Below are 17,850 nucleotides of genomic sequence, written 5' to 3' on the forward strand. Positions count from 1 at the left end.
TGGCCGGATGGAATATCGCGACCTGCGGATCATCGAGGATCAGCGTGGCCGCCGCGTGGTGCTGAGCCGCTCGGGCGAACTCGCCATCATCGATGCCGAAGGCCGCGAGCGTGCGGTTCACCGCATTCCGTACGGCGCGTACGTCTTGTTCCCCGATGGTCATCAGCTGACCAAGGGCGACCGGATGGCCGAATGGGATCCGTTCACCATGCCGGTGATCACCGAAAATCCCGGTGTCGTGAAATATGTCGATCTGATCGAGGGCAAGACGCTGACCGAGCAGGCAGACGAAGCGACGGGCATCACCCAGCGCGTCGTCACCGAATATCGCGCCGCGACCAAGTCGAAGGAGGATTTGCGTCCGCGCCTGACCCTCACCGGAGCGAGTGCCGAGGAAGCGGGCCGTTACATGCTCGTGGCCGGGGCAACGCTCTCGGTCGAGGATGGGGCGACTGTTTCGGGCGGTGACGTGCTTGCCCGTGTGTCACGCGAAAGCGCCAAGACGCGCGACATCACCGGCGGTCTGCCGCGCGTTGCCGAGCTGTTCGAAGCGCGCAAGCCCAAGGAAAACGCGATCATTGCCAAGGTTTCGGGCCGGGTCGTGTTTGGCAAGGATTACAAGGCCAAGCGCAAGATCGGCATCCAGCCCGAGGATGGCGGCGAGGTCGTGGAATATCTGGTGCCGAAATCGAAGGTGATCGACGTGCAGGAAGGCGATTACGTCAAGCGCGGCGATAACCTGATCGGCGGCTCGCCCGATCCGCATGACATTCTGGAGGTGCTCGGCATCGAGCCACTCGCGGAATATCTCGTCGCGGAAATCCAGGAAGTCTATCGTCTCCAGGGCGTGAAGATCAACGACAAGCACATCGAGGTGATCGTTCGCCAGATGCTGCAAAAGGTCGAGATCACCGATGGCGGCGACACCACGCTGCTGGCCGGCGAACAGGTCGACCGCGAGGAGATGGACGACATCAACTCGAAGCTCGAAAAGAAGCAGTTGCCGGCCGTCGGCAAGCCCGTTCTGCTCGGCATCACCAAGGCGTCGCTGCAGACCCGCAGCTTCATCTCGGCGGCGTCGTTCCAGGAAACCACCCGCGTCCTCACCGAGGCAGCGGTTCAGGGCAAGCAGGACACGCTGATCGGCCTGAAGGAAAACGTGATCGTCGGCCGGTTGATACCGGCAGGCACCGGTGCAGGCCTGAACCGCCTGCGCGTGACCGCCAATTCGCGCGATGCCGCGATGCGCGTGGCACAGCGCCGGATGGACGAAGTGGCGATCACCGCACCAAACTCCGCCGCTGAAGAGCATGCAGCAGAGCTTCACCGCTCGGCCCGCGACGCAGGCGGCACGGGTGACGATGCGCTTGGTGCAGTGATTACCAGCGGTCACGGCACCGATGCCGATGCCGGTGATTATCTGAACACCGACAGCTGATCGCCGACGATCAGAAGCAAGGATGTAAGCCGCCGTTCGGAGCGATCCGGGCGGCGGTTTTCGTTTGGACCACGATCGGATTGGACTTGATCGGTTTATGAAAGCCCGCGCCGAGCTGGCGCGCTAGCCTTTGTGACCAGAACCGCCGGACCTTGCCGTCCGTCGGAGTGATGGTTGGCTAGCGTTGCGGGAAATGAACCGATGGAATTGCTTACTAAGGCGGCGTGGCTCGGGCTGGCGGCGATCCATGTGATGCCGTCGCTCGCGGTATTCCTGCCATCCATGATCCAGCGGCTTTATGGGGTGCCGCCATCGGGCAGTGTCGGCATCTTGTTGACGCATCGGGGCGCATTGTTCCTCGCAGTGTTTGCGATTGCCGTGCTCGCCGCCTTCGATCCCTGTTCGCGGCGTGCCGGGTTGCTGGTGGTGGGCATCAGCATGGTCGGCTTCCTGATCGTTTACGCCAATGCCGGATCGCCTCCGGGCGCGCTGAGTACGATTGCGCTGACCGATGTCGCTGGCCTGCCGCTGCTCGCGCTGGTGGCGTGGGAGGCAATACGGCGGTAGCGTGTATCCGCGTATGGCCACTTTGCATCGCTGCCTGTTCTGGGCAAGTTGACGTCCGTGACTACTGCACAACCGCTCGATCCGATCATCGATCACCCCCGGATCATCCTGGCGGGCGCACGAGCAATTTACATCGGGCCCGGGTTTGCCCTGTCACCGCATCGCAATACCGTCGCTACCCTCGCCATCGCGCTGGCGGCGCCATTCGAGATTGCTTGGCAGATATCCCCCGATCGCCAGACGGAGACCCGGACGATCGCGCTTATTCCCCCCAACACTTTGCACCATCTGATTGCGGCGGGGCCGATGATGTTCGTCTATCTCGATGCGCTGGCTAATGATCAGCAGACGATCGATCTCTTCATCACGGCACAGCCTGACACCCACCCACGCCTTGTCGCCCTATGCGCAGCGATCGCGGTGACCACCGATGCGACGGACCTCGTAAACGCGTTGCTGGCAGCGCTCGGCCTGAACAAGCATCCAGCGCAAAAGGCCTCCCCCGGCATTGCGGCCACGATCCGCGCAATCGATGACTGCCCCGATGACTTCGGATCGGCAAAGGTCGCTGCCGATCTCGCGGGCATATCGCAAAGCAATTTCCACCGCGCGATCAGGCATGCAACTGGCGTCCCCTTTCGCCGATATCGGCTTTGGCGCAGGCTGGCGATTGCCGCTAAAGCACTGAGAGGAGGCGCCAACCTAACGGACGCGGCGATGGAGGGCGGCTTTGCGAGCTCGGCGCATTTCAGCGCGACATTCCGGCGGATGTTCGGGATCAAGCCATCGCTGCTGATCAACGCGAACGCCCAATTCGAGATCGTCGATGCTGCTTGCGTTGCGTCTGCACTCCCTTAGGTTTGCGGCCTGACTGACGGAGATTTTCATGCGCACCATTCTGCTCGCAGCCACCTGCCTTGCCGCCCTTACCTCACCCGTCCACGCGCAGCAGGTCGATACCCGCGTCATCGGCGCGGCAACGCTGGAGAATGTGCCGCCCATCCCCGCCGATCTGGTGCGCGATCTGGCGCGGTATCGGGAAAGTCGGGCGGCAGGGTTTGCCGACTGGATGCCCGATGGCAGCATGCTGATCCTGACGCGGTTCGGGGCGACACCGCAGCTGCACCACGTCAAGGGCCCCGGCATGGCGCGCAAGCAAATCACCTTTGCCGCCGAGCCCATTAGCGGTGCCCGCGCCATCCCCGGCACCGACCGGGTGTTGTTTACTCGAGATACCGGTGGCGACGAATGGGTGCAGATCTATGCAATGGGGCCTGACCTGAAGCCCATCCAGCTGACCGAGACGGGCACCCAGAACGGCGCGATCGTGATGGCGGGCGATGGCGGGCTGATTTATTGGGCGCAGGCAACCAAGGGATCGGGCGACCGCACGATCTGGCGCGCCAACCCCGCCGATCCGGCATCGCGAAAGATGATCTATAGCGGCAACGGCGTCACCAACCCGTCGGACCTGGCCGCTGACGGCAAGACGTTGCTGCTGACGCACCGGACCTCGGCAGTCGAAAGCCAGTTGTTCCTGCTCGATATTGCAACCGGCCAAACCACCGAGATCGCCAAGGGTCCCAAGGCCAGCCTGTCGGGCGCAACTTTTGCGCGCGACGACAAGTCCGTATTGGTGATCAGTAATCGCGGCAGCGATGTCGATCGCCTGGTCGAAATCGATATCGCGACCGGTACGGCGACCCCGGTATCACCTCCGTCACCCTGGGGCGTCGAGGATTTCGACCTGAGCGAGGACGGCCGCATCCTGGCTTATACCACCAATGAGGATGGCTATTCGCGGGTGACCGTGCAGGATTTCGTCACCCGCCGCGCGCTGCCGCAACCTGCCCTGCCGAATGGCGTCGTCGGTCGACTAAAATTCTCGCGCGATGGCCGCAAGCTCGCGATCGGGATCGCCACCGCGAGCGATCCGGGCGATGTGTGGAGCTGGGACGTGACGGCCGGCAGGCTCGATCGCTGGACCGAATCCGAAGCCGGGCCGATCGACAAGGCAATGATGCCCGAACCAAAGCTGATCCGCTTCGCGAGCTTCGACAAGCTATCGGTGCCAGCGTTCGTTTATCGCACCAAGACGGTGCCAGTGGGCGCAAAAACGCCGGTCGTCATCATTATTCATGGCGGACCGGAGGGGCAATCGCGCCCCGGTTGGTCGACAACACCCGCCGCCTTTGCCGATTTGCTTGGCGCAACCGTGATCGTCCCCAATGTGCGCGGATCGACCGGCTATGGCACGCGCTACCTGAACCTCGACAATGCCGAAAAGCGTGAGGACAGCGTGAAAGACATCGGCGCGCTGATCGACTGGATCAAGGCGCAACCCGATCTCGATGGGTCAAAGATCGCCGTCTATGGGGGTTCCTATGGCGGCTATATGTCACTCGCGGCGATGACCAAATATAGCGACAAGCTGGCGGGCGGGGTCGACCTGTTCGGGATCGGCGACTGGACCACGTTCCTTCAGAATACCGAAGCCTATCGCCGCGACGCGCGCCGGGCGGAATATGGCGATGAACGTACCCCGAAGATGCAAGCGGTGTTCGCGCGTATTTCACCGCGCGCCAATGTGGCGGGCATCACCAAGCCAATGCTGATCGAACAGGGTGCAAACGACCCGCGCGTGCCGCGAAGCGAGAGCGAACAAATGGTACAGGCAATTCGCGCGCGCGGCGTACCCGTATCCTATATATTGTTCGCTGATGAAGGGCATGGCTGGCGCAAAAAGCCCAATCAGGATCTGGCCCAGCAGGCTGAGATAGCCTTCTTGCGGCGGCTGTTTGCTGATCCAGCAAAGTAAGGGTCGCGGCGATCATTAATGTGGTGCACCTGCGCAACAATCCACAGCTAAATCACCGGGCGCTGGTGCGGCCGTCTTGAGTGCTGTGACAATTCTGTTACCGGGCAAAGGATAATCCGGGTCACACGGATGACAGGGTAGGATCGCCATCTTTTTCACTGGGGGAATCATGACTTCTATGCCCATTTCGACCGGTCGTCTGGCCCGTTCGCTCGCTGGCAGCGCCTCGCTGATCGCGCTGGCGCTGATCGCGACTCCAGCGGCAGCCGCCGATCCCGCCCCCGCCGCGCCCGCCCAGGCTGCGCCTCAGGTTGACGAGAACGACGACGGTCTCGCAACGATCACGGTTACGGCGCAACGGCGAGAGGAAAAGCTCCAGGATGTGCCACTGTCGGTGTCGGTGGTTCGCGGCGAACTGCTCGATAACATTGCGGCGGGCGGCCAGGATATCCGCTTCCTGTCGGGCCGCGTCCCCAGTCTGCTCATCGAATCATCTTTCGGTCGAACTTTTCCGCGCTTCTATATCCGCGGCCTTGGCAATACCGATTTCGACTTCAACGCGTCGCAGCCGGTCAGCCTCGTTTATGACGATGTCGTGCTCGAGAACCCGATCCTGAAAGGGTTCCCGGTATTCGATCTCGAACGGGTGGAAGTGCTGCGCGGGCCGCAGGGCACCTTGTTCGGTCGCAACACGCCGGCCGGCATCGTCAAGTTCGATTCCGTCAAGCCGAGCAACACGCTGAACGGCTATGGCCGCGTTTCCTATGGCAGCTTCAATAACGTGAACGCGCAAGGTGCTATCGGCGCGCCGATCATTGATGACACCGTCAGCGTGCGCATCTCCGCCCTGTATCAGCGCCAGGACGGCTATGTGGACAACGTCTTGCCGACCGGCACGACCCGCAATCGCTTTGAAGGATATGAGGAATTCGCAGGCCGTGCGCAAATCCTCATCAAGCCGACCGACCAGTTCGATGTTCTGCTGACAGGGCAATTGCGGACGCTGCGCGGCACCGCTCGCCTGTTCCGTGCGAATGTGTTCACCAAGGGGCAGACCGGGCTCAATGCCAATTTCGTCCGTGACCGCGTGTCGATCGATGGGCAAAATGAGCAGAAAGTCGATACCCAGAACCTCTCGGCACGGGTGACCTACGATACGGGGCCAGTGTCGCTGATTTCGGTGACGAGCTATTGGAGCGGTGATGCCACGTCGGTCGGCGATGTCGATGGCGGCTTCGGGGCGAATTTCCTGCCAGCCGGGCTCTTTGGGCCGGGCAACATCCCCTTCACCGCCGAAACGCGCGACAGCGTGCCCCGGCTGCGCCAGTTCACCCAGGAATTCCGCCTGGCCAGCAATGGCGACAATGCGCTGAGCTATCAGGCCGGTTTCTTCTATTTCAGTGAACATTTGCGCATCGTCAGCGAGAATTACTCGACGCTGGGCGATCCCAACAATGCGCCCGGCGGCGTGAACATTCTGGTCGATCAGGATCAGGACAGCAAAGCGTACGGCGTGTTCGGATCACTGACGTACAAGCTGACCGATCAACTGAGCGTCACCGGCGGCGTGCGGTATAATAATGATGACCGCGATTACTTTGTGGCCCGCACCCGCGACACACAGTTCCCTAACTTCCTCCAGGATCCGCTCGGCACCGTGCGCCGTTCGGTCAACGGCGAGAATGTGACGTGGGACGCGACCGTTAACTACAAGGCGACCGACGATATCAACCTCTATGCCCGGGCGGCAAAGGGCTATCGTGCGCCCAGCATCCAGGGCCGCATCCTGTTCCCCGCCAATACTGCGCAGACTCTGCAGGACGGCGTAACGACGGCCGCATCGGAAACGATCCAGTCATGGGAAGCAGGCATCAAATCGACCTTCCTCGATGGTCGCGGACGTCTGAACTTCAACGGCTTCTACTATGATCTCGACAATGCGCAGCTCACCGCGGTTGGCGGCGGGGTCAATTCGAACCGACTGCTGAACGCGGACAATGTCCGCGGTTACGGCTTTGAGGCAGATGCGGAACTGCGCCCGGTTCCGAACCTGACGCTGACGGCGGGGCTCAGCTATAACCATACGGAAATCCGTGATCGTAATCTGACGACCGCCGCATGCGGCGTGCAAGGGTTCGATGGTGTCGCACTCTGCACCGTGCGCGATCCGATCGTCGTGCCGACCGCGCCGTTCACATCGGCGATTGTCAACATCAACGGCAACAGCCTGCCACAATCGCCGCGCTGGATCGCCAACTGGACGGCGCGCTACAGCGTCCCGCTCGGGTCGGGCGAGCTCTACGCCTATACCGACTGGGCCTATCGGTCGAAGATCAATTTCTTCCTGTATGATTCGGTCGAATTCCAGAGCACGCACCTGCTCGAGGGCGGATTGCGGATCGGTTACAAGACGGGACGCTACGAGCTTTCGGCCTTTGCCCGTAACATCACCAACACAACGCAAGCGGTTGGCGGAATCGATTTCAACAACTTGACGGGTTTCGTTAACGAACCACGCGTGTTCGGCGGCGAATTCGGCGTGAAGTTCTAACGAATCGTTCGACTGCTACCCTCACATGAGCGCGCGAGACCGATTTGGGTTTCGCGCGCTCATATCATTCGCCATGACTTGGCGATGGTGCCTTCCGACACCTCTCCCCTGATCCTTTCCGGATTTGTGATGCTGTGGCCATTGCTGCGGCGACCGCACCACCAGCGCATCATCAATACACGCCGATCAACTTGGCGCCCGCGACGATCAGCACAAGGCCGAGCGAGCGAAGCACTAAACGCTCGGGCAATTTGATCCCCAGCGTCGTGCCTATGGTCGCGCCGATCAGCACTGCACCGGCGAATAACGGCAACCCGGCGGGCAATTGCTGCAGCGACGCTACATTGCCCGCGAGGCCCGAAATCGAATTGGCGAAGATGAAGACCGCTGCGACCCCCGATGCCTGTTTCGGCTGGGCCCAGGCAAACAACAGCAACAGCGGCGACAGGAAGATACCGCCGCCAGTGCCGGTCAGGCCCGACAGCAGCCCGATGCCAACGCCGGCCAGGATCGCCGGGACGATTGGCGGGTCTCGCACCTCGGTACTCGCCACAATCGCCCGCGGCCAGAGCAGACGCGCGGCCGACAGCCACAACACCACGCCGACAATCGGGCGATAAGTGTTGCTCGGCAAGGTGATCATCCCGCCGACATAAGCCATTGGGAGTGCGCCGAGCAGGAACGGCCAAAGGATTCGCCAGCGAAACTGCCCCGCACGAATGAACCGCACTGACGCAAAGCCCGATACCAGCACGTTCAGCGCCAACGCGGTGGGCCGCATCACCGCCGTCGGCAAGCCGAACAGCGCCATGATGGCGATATAAGCCGATGCCCCGCCATGGCCGACGCTCGAATACAATGTCGCGCCGAGCATCAGGCAAAGGGCGAGCAGCAGGTTGATTTCGGTGATCATAGCGCTTTGGGCCCGATCGGATTGACCATGTCAACGATATATCCAATGAGATACAGCGTTGATCGGCAGTGGTACCGTCAGCCGTGCATTCAATCTCCCTTTGTACTGTCGGGTCGCTCGCGCGCTGGTTTGCAGGTTAACCCGCCCCTATCGCCGCCCGCGCCAGATTTTGATCGGATTGCCCGGTGCCAGCCCGCCCTGATGCGCGGGACAGGCGGCGAAGCGCAGTTGCTTGTCCATGCACAGCCAGATTTCATCGAGCCAGCCCTGCCGCGTCGCGGTGATGCGCATCATGTTCGCCTGCACGCCGGGATTGGCGCGGGCCATCGCGGTCGCGAGCTGCCCCGCCGTCAACCGCCGCCGCGACAGCACGTTCATGTCCGGATAGCGCAGCCGCCCGAACAACCCGGTCGCCTTGTCGAAATAGCCATCGGGCGTCGTGTTCATGCAGGTGCCGTGCTTGGCCCATTCATGCTGGAGCAGTTGCGGTGAGGGCGTGGCGCACAGATTCTTGCGGATCACCGCTGGCGCCAGAATTTCCGCCGGTTTGCAATATTGCGGCCAAGTCTCCCCCGTCCCATCGGGCCACAACCCATGGAGCGTGAAGCCGAAGCGGTTGCCGCTGCCGCACTGAAACCGAGCCGATTCATCCCGCGCGTTGCTCCGACAATATTGCGGGGTCCAGGTGATGGCGAGCGTATAGCTGCCGATCGGGAGCACGCGCTTGGGTTGGCTGGCGCTGGGGCCATCGGCGCGCGGCACCGGCACCCGATCGGGCACGGCGCAGCTATAAGCCTGGGCATGGGCGAGGCCCGGCAATGCCACCGCTGCAGCAGCGACGATCAGAGCGGCAAAGCGGCGCAGGCGTGACATCGGCATGAAGACCCCCCGTTACGTAACTTGCAGACATCTAACGCCAAATCATGGCTTTGGGTAGCGAAGGATCAGCCAAGTGGCTCCATTATGGCGCTAAAATCCAGCCCGATATCGGCTGCAGGGGCCGACTGTGTCAGCCGCCCGACGCTGATATAGGTAACGCCCGTCTCCGCAATCGCGCGGATCGTATCGAGCCGCACCCCGCCCGACGCCTCGGTCGGCACGCGCCCGCCGATCAGCGTCACCGCGCCGCGCAGGATCGGCGGCGGCATGTTATCGAGCAGCAAATGGGTCGCGCCCGCCGCGAGCGCGGGTTCGATCTGATCGACCCGGTCGACCTCAACGATGATCCGCGCAATCCTGGCCGCCTTGGCGCGGCGCACCGCCTCCTCGACCGATCCGGCAACCGCGACATGATTGTCCTTGATCATCGCCGCGTCCCACAGCCCCATCCGGTGGTTGGTCGCCCCGCCCATCCGCGTCGCATATTTTTCGAGCAGGCGAAGCCCGGGAATCGTCTTGCGCGTATCGAGCAAGGTTGCGCCGGTGCCCATGATCTTGTCGACATAACCGCGCGTCATCGTCGCGATTCCCGACAGGTGCTGGACGGTGTTGAGCGCCGATCGCTCCGCCGTCAGCATGGCGCGTGCGCTGCCTTCGATCCGCATCAGATCAGTCCCGGCGGGCACGCGTGCGCCCTCCACCACCAGCAATTCGATCACGGCATCGGGATCGAGCGCACGGAAAAACGCCTCCGCGATCGGCAGGCCAGCGACCACGATCGGATCGCGGCTGTCCATCACCCCGGTGAAGCGCGCTTCGGCGGGGATGACGGCGGCAGAGGTGATATCGCCCCCCTCCCCCAAATCCTCGGCAAGCGTCGCGCGGACGAACGACTCGAGGTCGAAACCGGGGATCACAGCGTGCCCCGATTCACATGAAGTTGCGGGTGAAGTTGCGGAAGTTGCGGGTCTCCATCGGTTTGCGCAACTTGACGCAAATGGCCGTTGTGGAGGGGTTTCGGGGGGTTTTTCGTGACGATCATGATCGACGCTTTGCCACAAAGCTGGGCGTGTAGGAAAACGATATTGGGTTGGCTTGGTTCGACAGCTCGGGCTTTTTCCTGGGCGCAGGGCAGTTTTTGCCCCGGTTGCGGCCGTTGATTTTGTGCTCCCGCGAAGGCGGGAGCCCAGACTGGGTCCCCGCCTTCGCGGGGACACAACCGAAGTTGAAGTGAACGCTAACCGCCAATTTCGAACATTTACCCAGTCACCGCCATGCGTTCCTGCCCAAAGGTGGAACGGCGGCAATCTGGTGAAAGAGCGGACGGGCGGCTTCCGCCCCAGAGTCGGTCGTTTTCACGCGCGGTCTTGAACGTCCGCACGTAACAAAAGCCATCCTTCGATCGATGGACTCTGCCATCGACGCAGTATCCTCCGATTGCCTCCCTAGGCTCAAATTTGTGGCTTCGACTTCCAAACTGTCCAAATATCCTGCGAGAGGACCGGATGTGTCCAATATGCATAAGACAGCATCATGATTTCACCGTCGGCCCGATTAGGGTCGGCGGATTGCTTCACCACTAGGAATGCCTCTTGTTGGTCGTCATAACCAACTGCCGTAGCGGCATAAACTTCGGTATGTTCATCGCTAACGGCAAGTGCCTGATTGCCGGTGGTTGGCTGCGCCATGGTTGCAGCATCGGCATAATGCAGGAACAAAAAAGAAAAGGGCTGCCCTTCAGCCAAGCTCGCCTTTAACTGATACAAGGTGACCGGAGCCACATGAAGACCCAGATCAATCGTACCTGTCGCTGGATCATCATTCGCGGCAATCGGGCTAGCCGCAGTAGTCGTGCCTGCATCGACGCTTAGCCCCGATGACACAACGCCAATAGCTGACGTTGCGTCTCCGTTGAGTAAACCAGCAGCACGTCGGCTTTCTGCGTTCGCGCCACAAGACCAGCGTGCCTTGGCAACCTGCGGCGCAAACCCGGCAATGACCAGATCTCCGTATTGAATGAACAGTGGTGACGGATCGATAGACATTTGTGAACTTGATTGGCGACGCACATCACGAATACTCGCGGCGATGGCTTTCAACGTACTAGGCCCGATGTGATCGCAATCTCGAATTGCAAAATTGATGCCCCGTAAGTCAGCTGATTGAGGAATCTGTCGCAGTGCCATCAATGGTTTCTCGTTCGATCAAATTTATGATTCAAATACAAAAAAAGCATTGTCAATTTTCTTTTGATGATACCGTAGAATTATGAAGACTGTCAGGACATCAAACTTTTTTATTGAAAATGAAAGATGAAGTAATTCCATTGACGGAATGATGGCGCGGATCATTCACACTGAAGATACCGACTATTAGCGGTCGGTATTTTTTAAATTAAGTTATTATCGATCTCATGCTAAAATGCCGCGCTGTCGTTATCAGTTTGAGAATGTAGATAAACGATGTGCCGGGCAATCTATGTAAATCCATAGCGGCGTTCAGCCGATTGTGATTTCCTGGAACAGGAGCGCGCGGGCGACGGCTTCAGGCAGGGTAGCCGCGTGCAGCTTTTTGCGGGCTCTCCGGAGATGGAGCTCGATCGTGACGCGCGCCAGGCAGAGGCGGTCGGCAATCGCATCGATCCGCAATCCTTGTGCGAGGTAACTGAGGCAATCTCGCTCGCGCGACGAGAGTTTGGCGATTCCATAAAACTCACGGCGTACTTCGCCGATTGAATAAAGATGGAACAGCTGCGCGATCATAACGAGTTCAGATTCGCGACCATCAATTGCGCGAAAATACTCGCCCTCAGCGAGCGACGATCCCAATGTCATTCCAGCGACCGGCATCGTCCCGCCGAAGGAATCGAGCATTGGAACGCTAAGCTGTGAGCGCAATCCCGCTTCAACAGTTAAACCAACGGTTTCGCGGGCACTGCTTTCGTCAAGTTGCCGTAATACGCTCTCACCCCAGCGATAAGGGAGGCGATTACCGTTGCGTACGAACAACACATGGGGATCGGAGAGGTCGAGCCTTCGGTCGCCATAATAATCGATCCACCCGCTTGCCATCGTTGAGAGGAAACGGACTGGCGCGTCTATGCGCGCGGCAGCAACCGTGTCGAGGATACCGTAATTGATCTGGTCCATGCCAATAGCGGCGAGATGTTTGGTCATACGCGACCAACGATCGGTCACGTCCACCGCCTCGACAAGATCGGCGACCAGCGCGGCATGATCCAAGTTTGCGGTCGCCACAACACCCTCCCCTAAGGCTAATTGATAAAGACGCTATCGACGTGGGTTACGGAGTCAATCAGCCATCATGGCGCGGGATCGCCCGAACCGCTTACGAGCGCAATTCGTTGGATCCACAGGACATCGCGGCGGTGCGCATAGTCACCGATCAAACCCTTCGCGGGCAGATCAAGAGAATTTGTGCCAAGACAGGGTCGCGCAATGAAGCTGATCTGATGCGTATTTTGAGCGCGATACGGGCACAGGAAGCGAGACCAGTCTTTCGGGCGGCGCTCAACGCCAACAGCCGTCTCGGTTCGCTTACCTCCACGGAGTTAGGGGTTAGCAACCGCACTCTGACAGAGTGTCAGCCGCTATCCACCTCGCCATGGGATCTTTCGGGATTGGCTGAAGAAGCTTTCTATGGCGGAGATTGGGGCGACAACCGCCGTGAAGGTGCAGCGCCTTAATGGGGCAGCTATGCGATGCTTTCAGCCAAAAGCTGCCAGTCGCCTAACCACCCATTTTCAGCCGTCCGTTTGCCAAACGAGCCAAACCTGTTTGGTCACGATCACGCCGACCTCTGGCTGTCACAAGACCTCTCGGACCCTACGACAAGTTCAGGAGCGCCTGGTTCTATGGCCATCCGGCATTGGATCGCACCGACCTTTTGGCTTGTGGATCGGTGGGCCACGGAACTCGTCCGGGGTGACGGTTCCACTTTAGGTCGCTGCCCCGCACCCCTCACCACCCCTGCGTCGCCGTCCCCGCTACCACATACAGCGTTACCATCAGGCCCGCGATCAGTGCGCCAGGGCGGTAGCTGCCGGTGCGGCGCCAGGTGAAGATCGCGATGGCGGCCACCGCCGCCAGCACGACCGGGAATTGCAGCGCGATGACGGTGCTGAGCGGATCGAGCGCGGTGGGTAATTGGCCGGTCGCGAAGAACACCCCGTAATCGAGCGCCAGCATCACGACGAACCCCATCGCCAGCGCGAGCTTTGCCCAGCCATATTGCGCCACCCAGCCATCGCCCTGCACCGTCAGCCGATCGACCAGCACGCGGACGCTCGCCAGAAAACCAATCGTGATCGGCACGACATAGATCAGCGCGATCAGCAGCTGCTGTACCGTCGGCAGCTTCACCGCGATGATCCAGAAGCGGAAATCGGTGTGAAACAGCTGATCCGCCACCGCGAGCGCGGCATAGCCCGCCCCGACGCTCAGCCCGGCGAGCATCACCGATGGCAGCCAATCCGATTGCCGCCCGCTGACCGTGCCTCGCCCGATCAGCCAGCTGATTGCCGCGCCGATCAGCGCCCAGATGGTGATCTGGGTCGATACCGTTTGCGGCAAGATCGGGTTGGGCTGCACGAGCAGATACACCCCTGAGAACACCGGGAAAAAGGTGAGTGCGGGCAGGAAGCTCGTCATCGCAAAGGCGCGCCACCAGCGTCCGTCGCGCGCCTCCGCCACCGGCTCGACGATCCCGCGCACGCCCGCGAAACCGGGCAACCGCACCAGCATGTCGAACGCACCGAGCACCATCATGACGAAGCCGACCAGCCCGAGCGCGGTGCCGAATTCCTTCCAGAACCAGATCTGATCGCTCGACGGGAGCGGCTTGCCGCCCTCCAGCGTGACCGAAAACCAGTCGATCGCGCGCGCAATCGCTTCGGGCGAGATATGGTCACCGGGGTGGGTGACGGCCGGCGTCGCCAATATGCGCGCGGTGCCATCAGCAATCGATCCATAGAGCTTGCGCGGCACGATCCGCTCGCTGGTGCCGAACACCGCCTGCAGCTTGGGCGAATCGACCACGTCGCGGGCCTTGTCCACATCCCACATCAGTTTCGAAAATTCGTCATACTGACTGAACACCAACCCCAGATTGCGCGGCCACCCGGGGCTGCCATCCTTGGCAAAGGGCGCGCCGGTCGATGATCCTTCGAGCACGATCGCCTTGTAATCATCCGGATAAGCAGCGGCGGCGGCGAGCACCGTCCAGCCGCCCATGCTGTGCCCCTCCATCCCGATATTGGCGGTATCGACCATCGGCAGGCTGCGCAGATGCGCCAGCCCGTCCGGCCCGCCGAACCCGTTGGAGAAGGATGGCCCCTGGCTATAGCCATGCCCGGTCTGGTCGAGCGCGAGCACCACATAGCCCCGCCGCGCGAATTCGATCGCAAAGCCGGACTGGGTTTCGCGCGAGTTGATATAGCCGTGCACCGCGAGAATCCCGGGCGCCTTGCTGGTGGGCGTTGCGGTGCTGGGAACATAGAGCAATGCGCTCATCCGCTTGCCGCCGGTGCCGATGAAGCGGATGTCGCGAATCTCGACCCCGCCCGCGGTCTGGATGCGGCTGGCGAGCATCGCCCCGCCAAGCGCAAGCACGAGGCCAAGGATCAGCAACCACCAACCGCCACGCGGCATTCCTTGCGCCATATCCACCCCCTGATTGCACCGCGATTGACGCCCCCGCCTAAACCCGCGACGGACGCCCCTTATTCGCCCTGTTGGAGAGCCGATCATGCCCGAGGTCAAGATGCCCGCCATCAAAGTGCTGGCCTTTGATGTTTTCGGGACACTGGTCGACTGGCGCACCAGCATCGCCCGCGAGGCCGCGGCGGTGTTCTCGCGGGCGGGGCGCGACGATATCGACCCCGCCGGTTTCGCCGACGCGTGGCGCGCGCTTTATCAGCCGGCGATGGAGGCAGTGCGATCGGGCAAGCGGGCCTTTACGCGGCTGGATGTGCTGAATCGCGAGACGCTCGACATGCTGCTGGCGCGGCATGATCTGGTGCTGGATGACGCAGCGGCGGCTGATTTTGCGTTTGCGTGGCGCAGGCTCGATCACTGGCCCGATGTGGTGGCGGGACTGGCGCGGCTGCGGGGGCGCTATCCTTTGGTCACCCTGTCCAACGGCAATATCGCGCTGACGATGGAAATCGCACGGCGCAGCGGCATGGTGTTCGACGCAATCCTGGGCGCGGAGGCGGTGCAGGCGTTCAAGCCGATGCCAGAAGCCTATTTGCGCACCGCGGATCTGCTGGGCATCGCGCCGCATGACCTGTGCCTTGTCGCCGCGCATCACAGCGACCTAAGCGCCGCGCGGGCGTGCGGGCTGCAATGCGCCTATATCGATCGGCCGATGGAATATGGCGGCGCGACGGCGCCCGATGCGCATATGGCGCAGGACTGGGAATGGTCGGCGGGGAGTTTGGTGGCGTTGGCGGCGGCGATGGGGTGTTGAAGGCCTTGCGCTCCCTACCAAAGGCGGCACAGATGCCGCAAAACATCGCAGGAGCAAGTTGATGAAAGCTGCCGTCTATTATCAGAACGGAGACCCGAGCGTCCTTCGCTATGAGGACGTGCCCGATCCCGTCTGCCACCCCAAGGGTGTCATTATCCGCGTTGAGGCGGTGAGCGTGGAGGGCGGCGACACGCTCAACCGGTTGCGCGGGGCGCTGGCGACCACGCCGCATATCGTTGGCTATCAGGCAGCGGGAGAGATTATCGACGTAGGTGCCGAGGTGACTCACCTGAAAGTCGGCGACCGGGTGGCAACCGTCGATGGCTATGGCTCGCACGCTGAGCTGCGCCCCGTTCCGGCTCGCAATTGCTGGCCTATCCCCGCCGGGCTCGATCCGGCCAAGGCCGCCGTGGTCCCGGTGGCATTCGGCACTGCGCATGAATGCCTGTTCGGGCGCGGTGGACTGAAATCGGGCGAGACCGCGCTCATTCAGGCGGGCGCAAGCGGCGTCGGCATCGCCGCGATCCAGCTGGCGAAACAAGCGGGCGCGACCGTGATCGCCACCGCATCGAGCGACGAACGGCTCGACCGGTTGAAGGTGTACGGCCTTGATCACGGCATCAATTATGCGCGCGATGGCGTTGCCGCTGAGGTGAAGCGCCTGACTGGCGGCAAGGGCGCGGACGTGGTGGTCGATCCGGTGGGCGGCACGACTTTGCAATCTTCGATCGATTCACTTGCCTATCGCGGCCGCCTGTCGATGGTGGGGGCAGCCGGGCGCGAGCCGATGAAGGTGGATGTAGCGACGCTGATGTACGGCAATCAGTCGCTCAGCGGTGTATTCCTGGGCGCTGAAATCATGACCGATCGCGTCCACGACATGATTCAGGGGCTGATTGAGAACGTCGCGCAGGGCAAGATCGAGGTGCTCATCGACCGGCGTTACGCGCTGTCCGAAGCGGCCGAAGCGCATGCCTATATCGAGAGCCGACAGGCGGTTGGGCGCGTGATTCTGATGCCTTGAGGGTGGGATGAAGGCGGTTCGAGGTTAGTCGGCACTTCAATATCAGTTGTGTCCCCGCGAAGGCGGGGACCCAGCCTGGGCTCCCGCCTTCGCGGGAGCACAACTTCAACATTCATCAATGGGCGGTAGCCACCCTGCCCCAATCGTCACCCCGGGCTTGACCCGGGGTCCAGCTCTTTCTTCGTCTCCGCGACAGCGGGACCCCGGGTCAAGCCCTGGGTGACGGCAATGAGCTTGGGGCTTAGCCGCCCCCTATTCCGCATAGCCCGGATTATGCCGATCGAGCTTGCGCAGCAGCGCCGGCCACGCCAGCCCCTGGGCGAGCATCGCCATCCCCGCACCGCTCGACTGCTCCTCCACCTTGCCTTCGACACCTTGCGGCGGGTTGTGAAGCCCATTCCGCCCCGCTGCCAGCATATGCACCTGCGCCTCGCACGCGCGCTCGAGGAAATAGAGGCGCAGGAATGCCTGCGCGACGGTCGCGCCAACGGCCAAGGTGCCGTGGTTGCGCAGGATCATCGTGTGCTTGGTGCCAAGATCCTCGACGAGCCGCTCGCGCTCCTCAAGCTCGGTCGCGATGCCTTCATATTCGTGATACGCCACGTCGTGCCCGGCGATCATCGATGTCTGGGTGTGCGGCAGCAGCCCCTCGGCCATCGCCGACACCGCCTGACCATAAGGTGTGTGCAGATGCATCACCGACGCCGCATCCTCGCGCGCCATGTGGATCGCCGAATGGATCACAAAACCGGCGCGGTTCACCGGCGCCGGCGTATCGTCCACCTTGTTGCCATCGACATCGATCTTGACGAGCGCCGAGGCGGTCATTTCCTCGAACATGTGCGTATAGGGATTGATCAGGAAATGATGCTCCGGCCCCGGCACGCGGGCGGACAGATGCGTGAAGATCAGATCGTCCCAGCCATACATCGCCACCAACCGATAGGCGGCCGCCAGATCGACACGGGCCTGCCATTCCTCGGGTGAGCAACGATCGCGAACGCTGGGGGCGGGTTTGAGGGCGGTGGCCATCGCATCTTCTCCTGACATCAATAACGGTTGCGCTGCAGCATATGTTGCGCAGCATGAAATTGGCACGCAATACGACTTTAGCACCCCAAACGCCGCTTGACGAGCCGACTCCACGCGTGAAGGATGCAGTTATGGCTGG

Annotated in this window: 14 protein-coding genes and 1 pseudogene; 8 read left to right on the forward strand and 7 right to left on the reverse strand. The window is 61.6% G+C overall.

Annotated elements, in window-relative coordinates:
- From B7Y49_RS13440 to B7Y49_RS13460, 5 genes and pseudogenes are all read left to right on the forward strand, one after another.
- Nucleotides 1–1,438 (forward strand): annotated as a pseudogene (locus tag B7Y49_RS13440) (DNA-directed RNA polymerase subunit beta'); the annotation flags it as partial.
- A gap of 201 nt (nucleotides 1,439–1,639) precedes the next feature.
- Complete coding sequence (locus tag B7Y49_RS13445; RefSeq protein WP_374128111.1) at nucleotides 1,640–2,005, forward strand: hypothetical protein; 366 nt, start codon at nucleotides 1,640–1,642, stop codon at nucleotides 2,003–2,005.
- 57 nt (nucleotides 2,006–2,062) lie between these two features.
- Entirely contained in the window at nucleotides 2,063–2,863 is an 801-nt protein-coding gene (locus B7Y49_RS13450) for an AraC family transcriptional regulator (RefSeq protein WP_374128112.1), read from the forward strand.
- Between the two features lie 28 nt (nucleotides 2,864–2,891).
- Nucleotides 2,892–4,823 carry a S9 family peptidase gene (locus B7Y49_RS13455; protein ID WP_374128113.1) on the forward strand — a complete coding sequence of 644 codons (1,932 nt, stop codon included), beginning with the start codon at nucleotides 2,892–2,894 and terminating at the stop codon, nucleotides 4,821–4,823.
- A 178-nt stretch (nucleotides 4,824–5,001) separates the two neighbouring features.
- Complete coding sequence (locus B7Y49_RS13460) at nucleotides 5,002–7,374, forward strand: TonB-dependent receptor (RefSeq protein ID WP_374128114.1); 2,373 nt, start codon at nucleotides 5,002–5,004, stop codon at nucleotides 7,372–7,374.
- Nucleotides 7,375–7,546: 172 nt separating this feature from the next.
- On the opposite strand, the gene B7Y49_RS13465 is transcribed toward B7Y49_RS13460, so the two are convergent.
- The 5 genes from B7Y49_RS13465 to B7Y49_RS13485 form a co-directional block, all read right to left on the reverse strand.
- Entirely contained in the window at nucleotides 7,547–8,287 is a 741-nt protein-coding gene (locus tag B7Y49_RS13465) for a sulfite exporter TauE/SafE family protein (RefSeq protein ID WP_374128115.1), read from the reverse strand.
- Between the two features lie 147 nt (nucleotides 8,288–8,434).
- Entirely contained in the window at nucleotides 8,435–9,166 is a 732-nt protein-coding gene (locus B7Y49_RS13470; protein ID WP_374128116.1) for a ribonuclease T2, read from the reverse strand.
- A gap of 65 nt (nucleotides 9,167–9,231) precedes the next feature.
- Nucleotides 9,232–10,083 (reverse strand): nicotinate-nucleotide diphosphorylase, encoded by an 852-nt coding sequence (gene nadC / locus B7Y49_RS13475; RefSeq protein WP_374128117.1) that lies wholly within the window; start codon nucleotides 10,081–10,083, stop codon nucleotides 9,232–9,234.
- A gap of 534 nt (nucleotides 10,084–10,617) precedes the next feature.
- Nucleotides 10,618–11,265 (reverse strand): hypothetical protein, encoded by a 648-nt coding sequence (locus B7Y49_RS13480; protein ID WP_374128118.1) that lies wholly within the window; start codon nucleotides 11,263–11,265, stop codon nucleotides 10,618–10,620.
- Nucleotides 11,266–11,664: 399 nt separating this feature from the next.
- Nucleotides 11,665–12,423: a LuxR family transcriptional regulator gene (locus tag B7Y49_RS13485; RefSeq protein ID WP_374128119.1), complete on the reverse strand. Its 759-nt coding sequence runs from the start codon at nucleotides 12,421–12,423 to the stop codon at nucleotides 11,665–11,667.
- A gap of 41 nt (nucleotides 12,424–12,464) precedes the next feature.
- On the opposite strand from B7Y49_RS13485, the gene B7Y49_RS13490 reads away from it, so the two are divergent.
- Nucleotides 12,465–12,872 (forward strand): hypothetical protein, encoded by a 408-nt coding sequence (locus B7Y49_RS13490; RefSeq protein ID WP_374128120.1) that lies wholly within the window; start codon nucleotides 12,465–12,467, stop codon nucleotides 12,870–12,872.
- A 274-nt stretch (nucleotides 12,873–13,146) separates the two neighbouring features.
- Here B7Y49_RS13490 and B7Y49_RS13495 read toward each other — a convergent pair whose 3' ends face one another.
- Nucleotides 13,147–14,847, reverse strand: a complete 1,701-nt coding sequence (locus B7Y49_RS13495) for a S9 family peptidase (RefSeq protein ID WP_374128121.1) — start codon at nucleotides 14,845–14,847, stop codon at nucleotides 13,147–13,149.
- A gap of 85 nt (nucleotides 14,848–14,932) precedes the next feature.
- On the opposite strand from B7Y49_RS13495, the gene B7Y49_RS13500 reads away from it, so the two are divergent.
- Together B7Y49_RS13500 and B7Y49_RS13505 are read left to right on the forward strand one after the other, a co-directional pair.
- The gene (locus tag B7Y49_RS13500; RefSeq protein ID WP_374128122.1) at nucleotides 14,933–15,655 is read left to right on the forward strand and encodes a haloacid dehalogenase type II; all 723 of its coding nucleotides are present in this window, start codon (nucleotides 14,933–14,935) and stop codon (nucleotides 15,653–15,655) included.
- A gap of 61 nt (nucleotides 15,656–15,716) precedes the next feature.
- Nucleotides 15,717–16,679, forward strand: coding sequence for an NADPH:quinone oxidoreductase family protein (locus B7Y49_RS13505; protein ID WP_374128123.1), 963 nt, complete (start codon nucleotides 15,717–15,719; stop codon nucleotides 16,677–16,679).
- A 252-nt stretch (nucleotides 16,680–16,931) separates the two neighbouring features.
- Here B7Y49_RS13505 and B7Y49_RS13510 read toward each other — a convergent pair whose 3' ends face one another.
- Complete coding sequence (locus B7Y49_RS13510; protein WP_374128124.1) at nucleotides 16,932–17,711, reverse strand: class II aldolase/adducin family protein; 780 nt, start codon at nucleotides 17,709–17,711, stop codon at nucleotides 16,932–16,934.
- Between the last annotated feature and the right edge of the window lie 139 nt (nucleotides 17,712–17,850).

The sequence above is a fragment of the Sphingomonas sp. 28-62-11 genome (assembly GCF_002278865.1).
Classification (GTDB): domain Bacteria; phylum Pseudomonadota; class Alphaproteobacteria; order Sphingomonadales; family Sphingomonadaceae; genus Sphingomonas.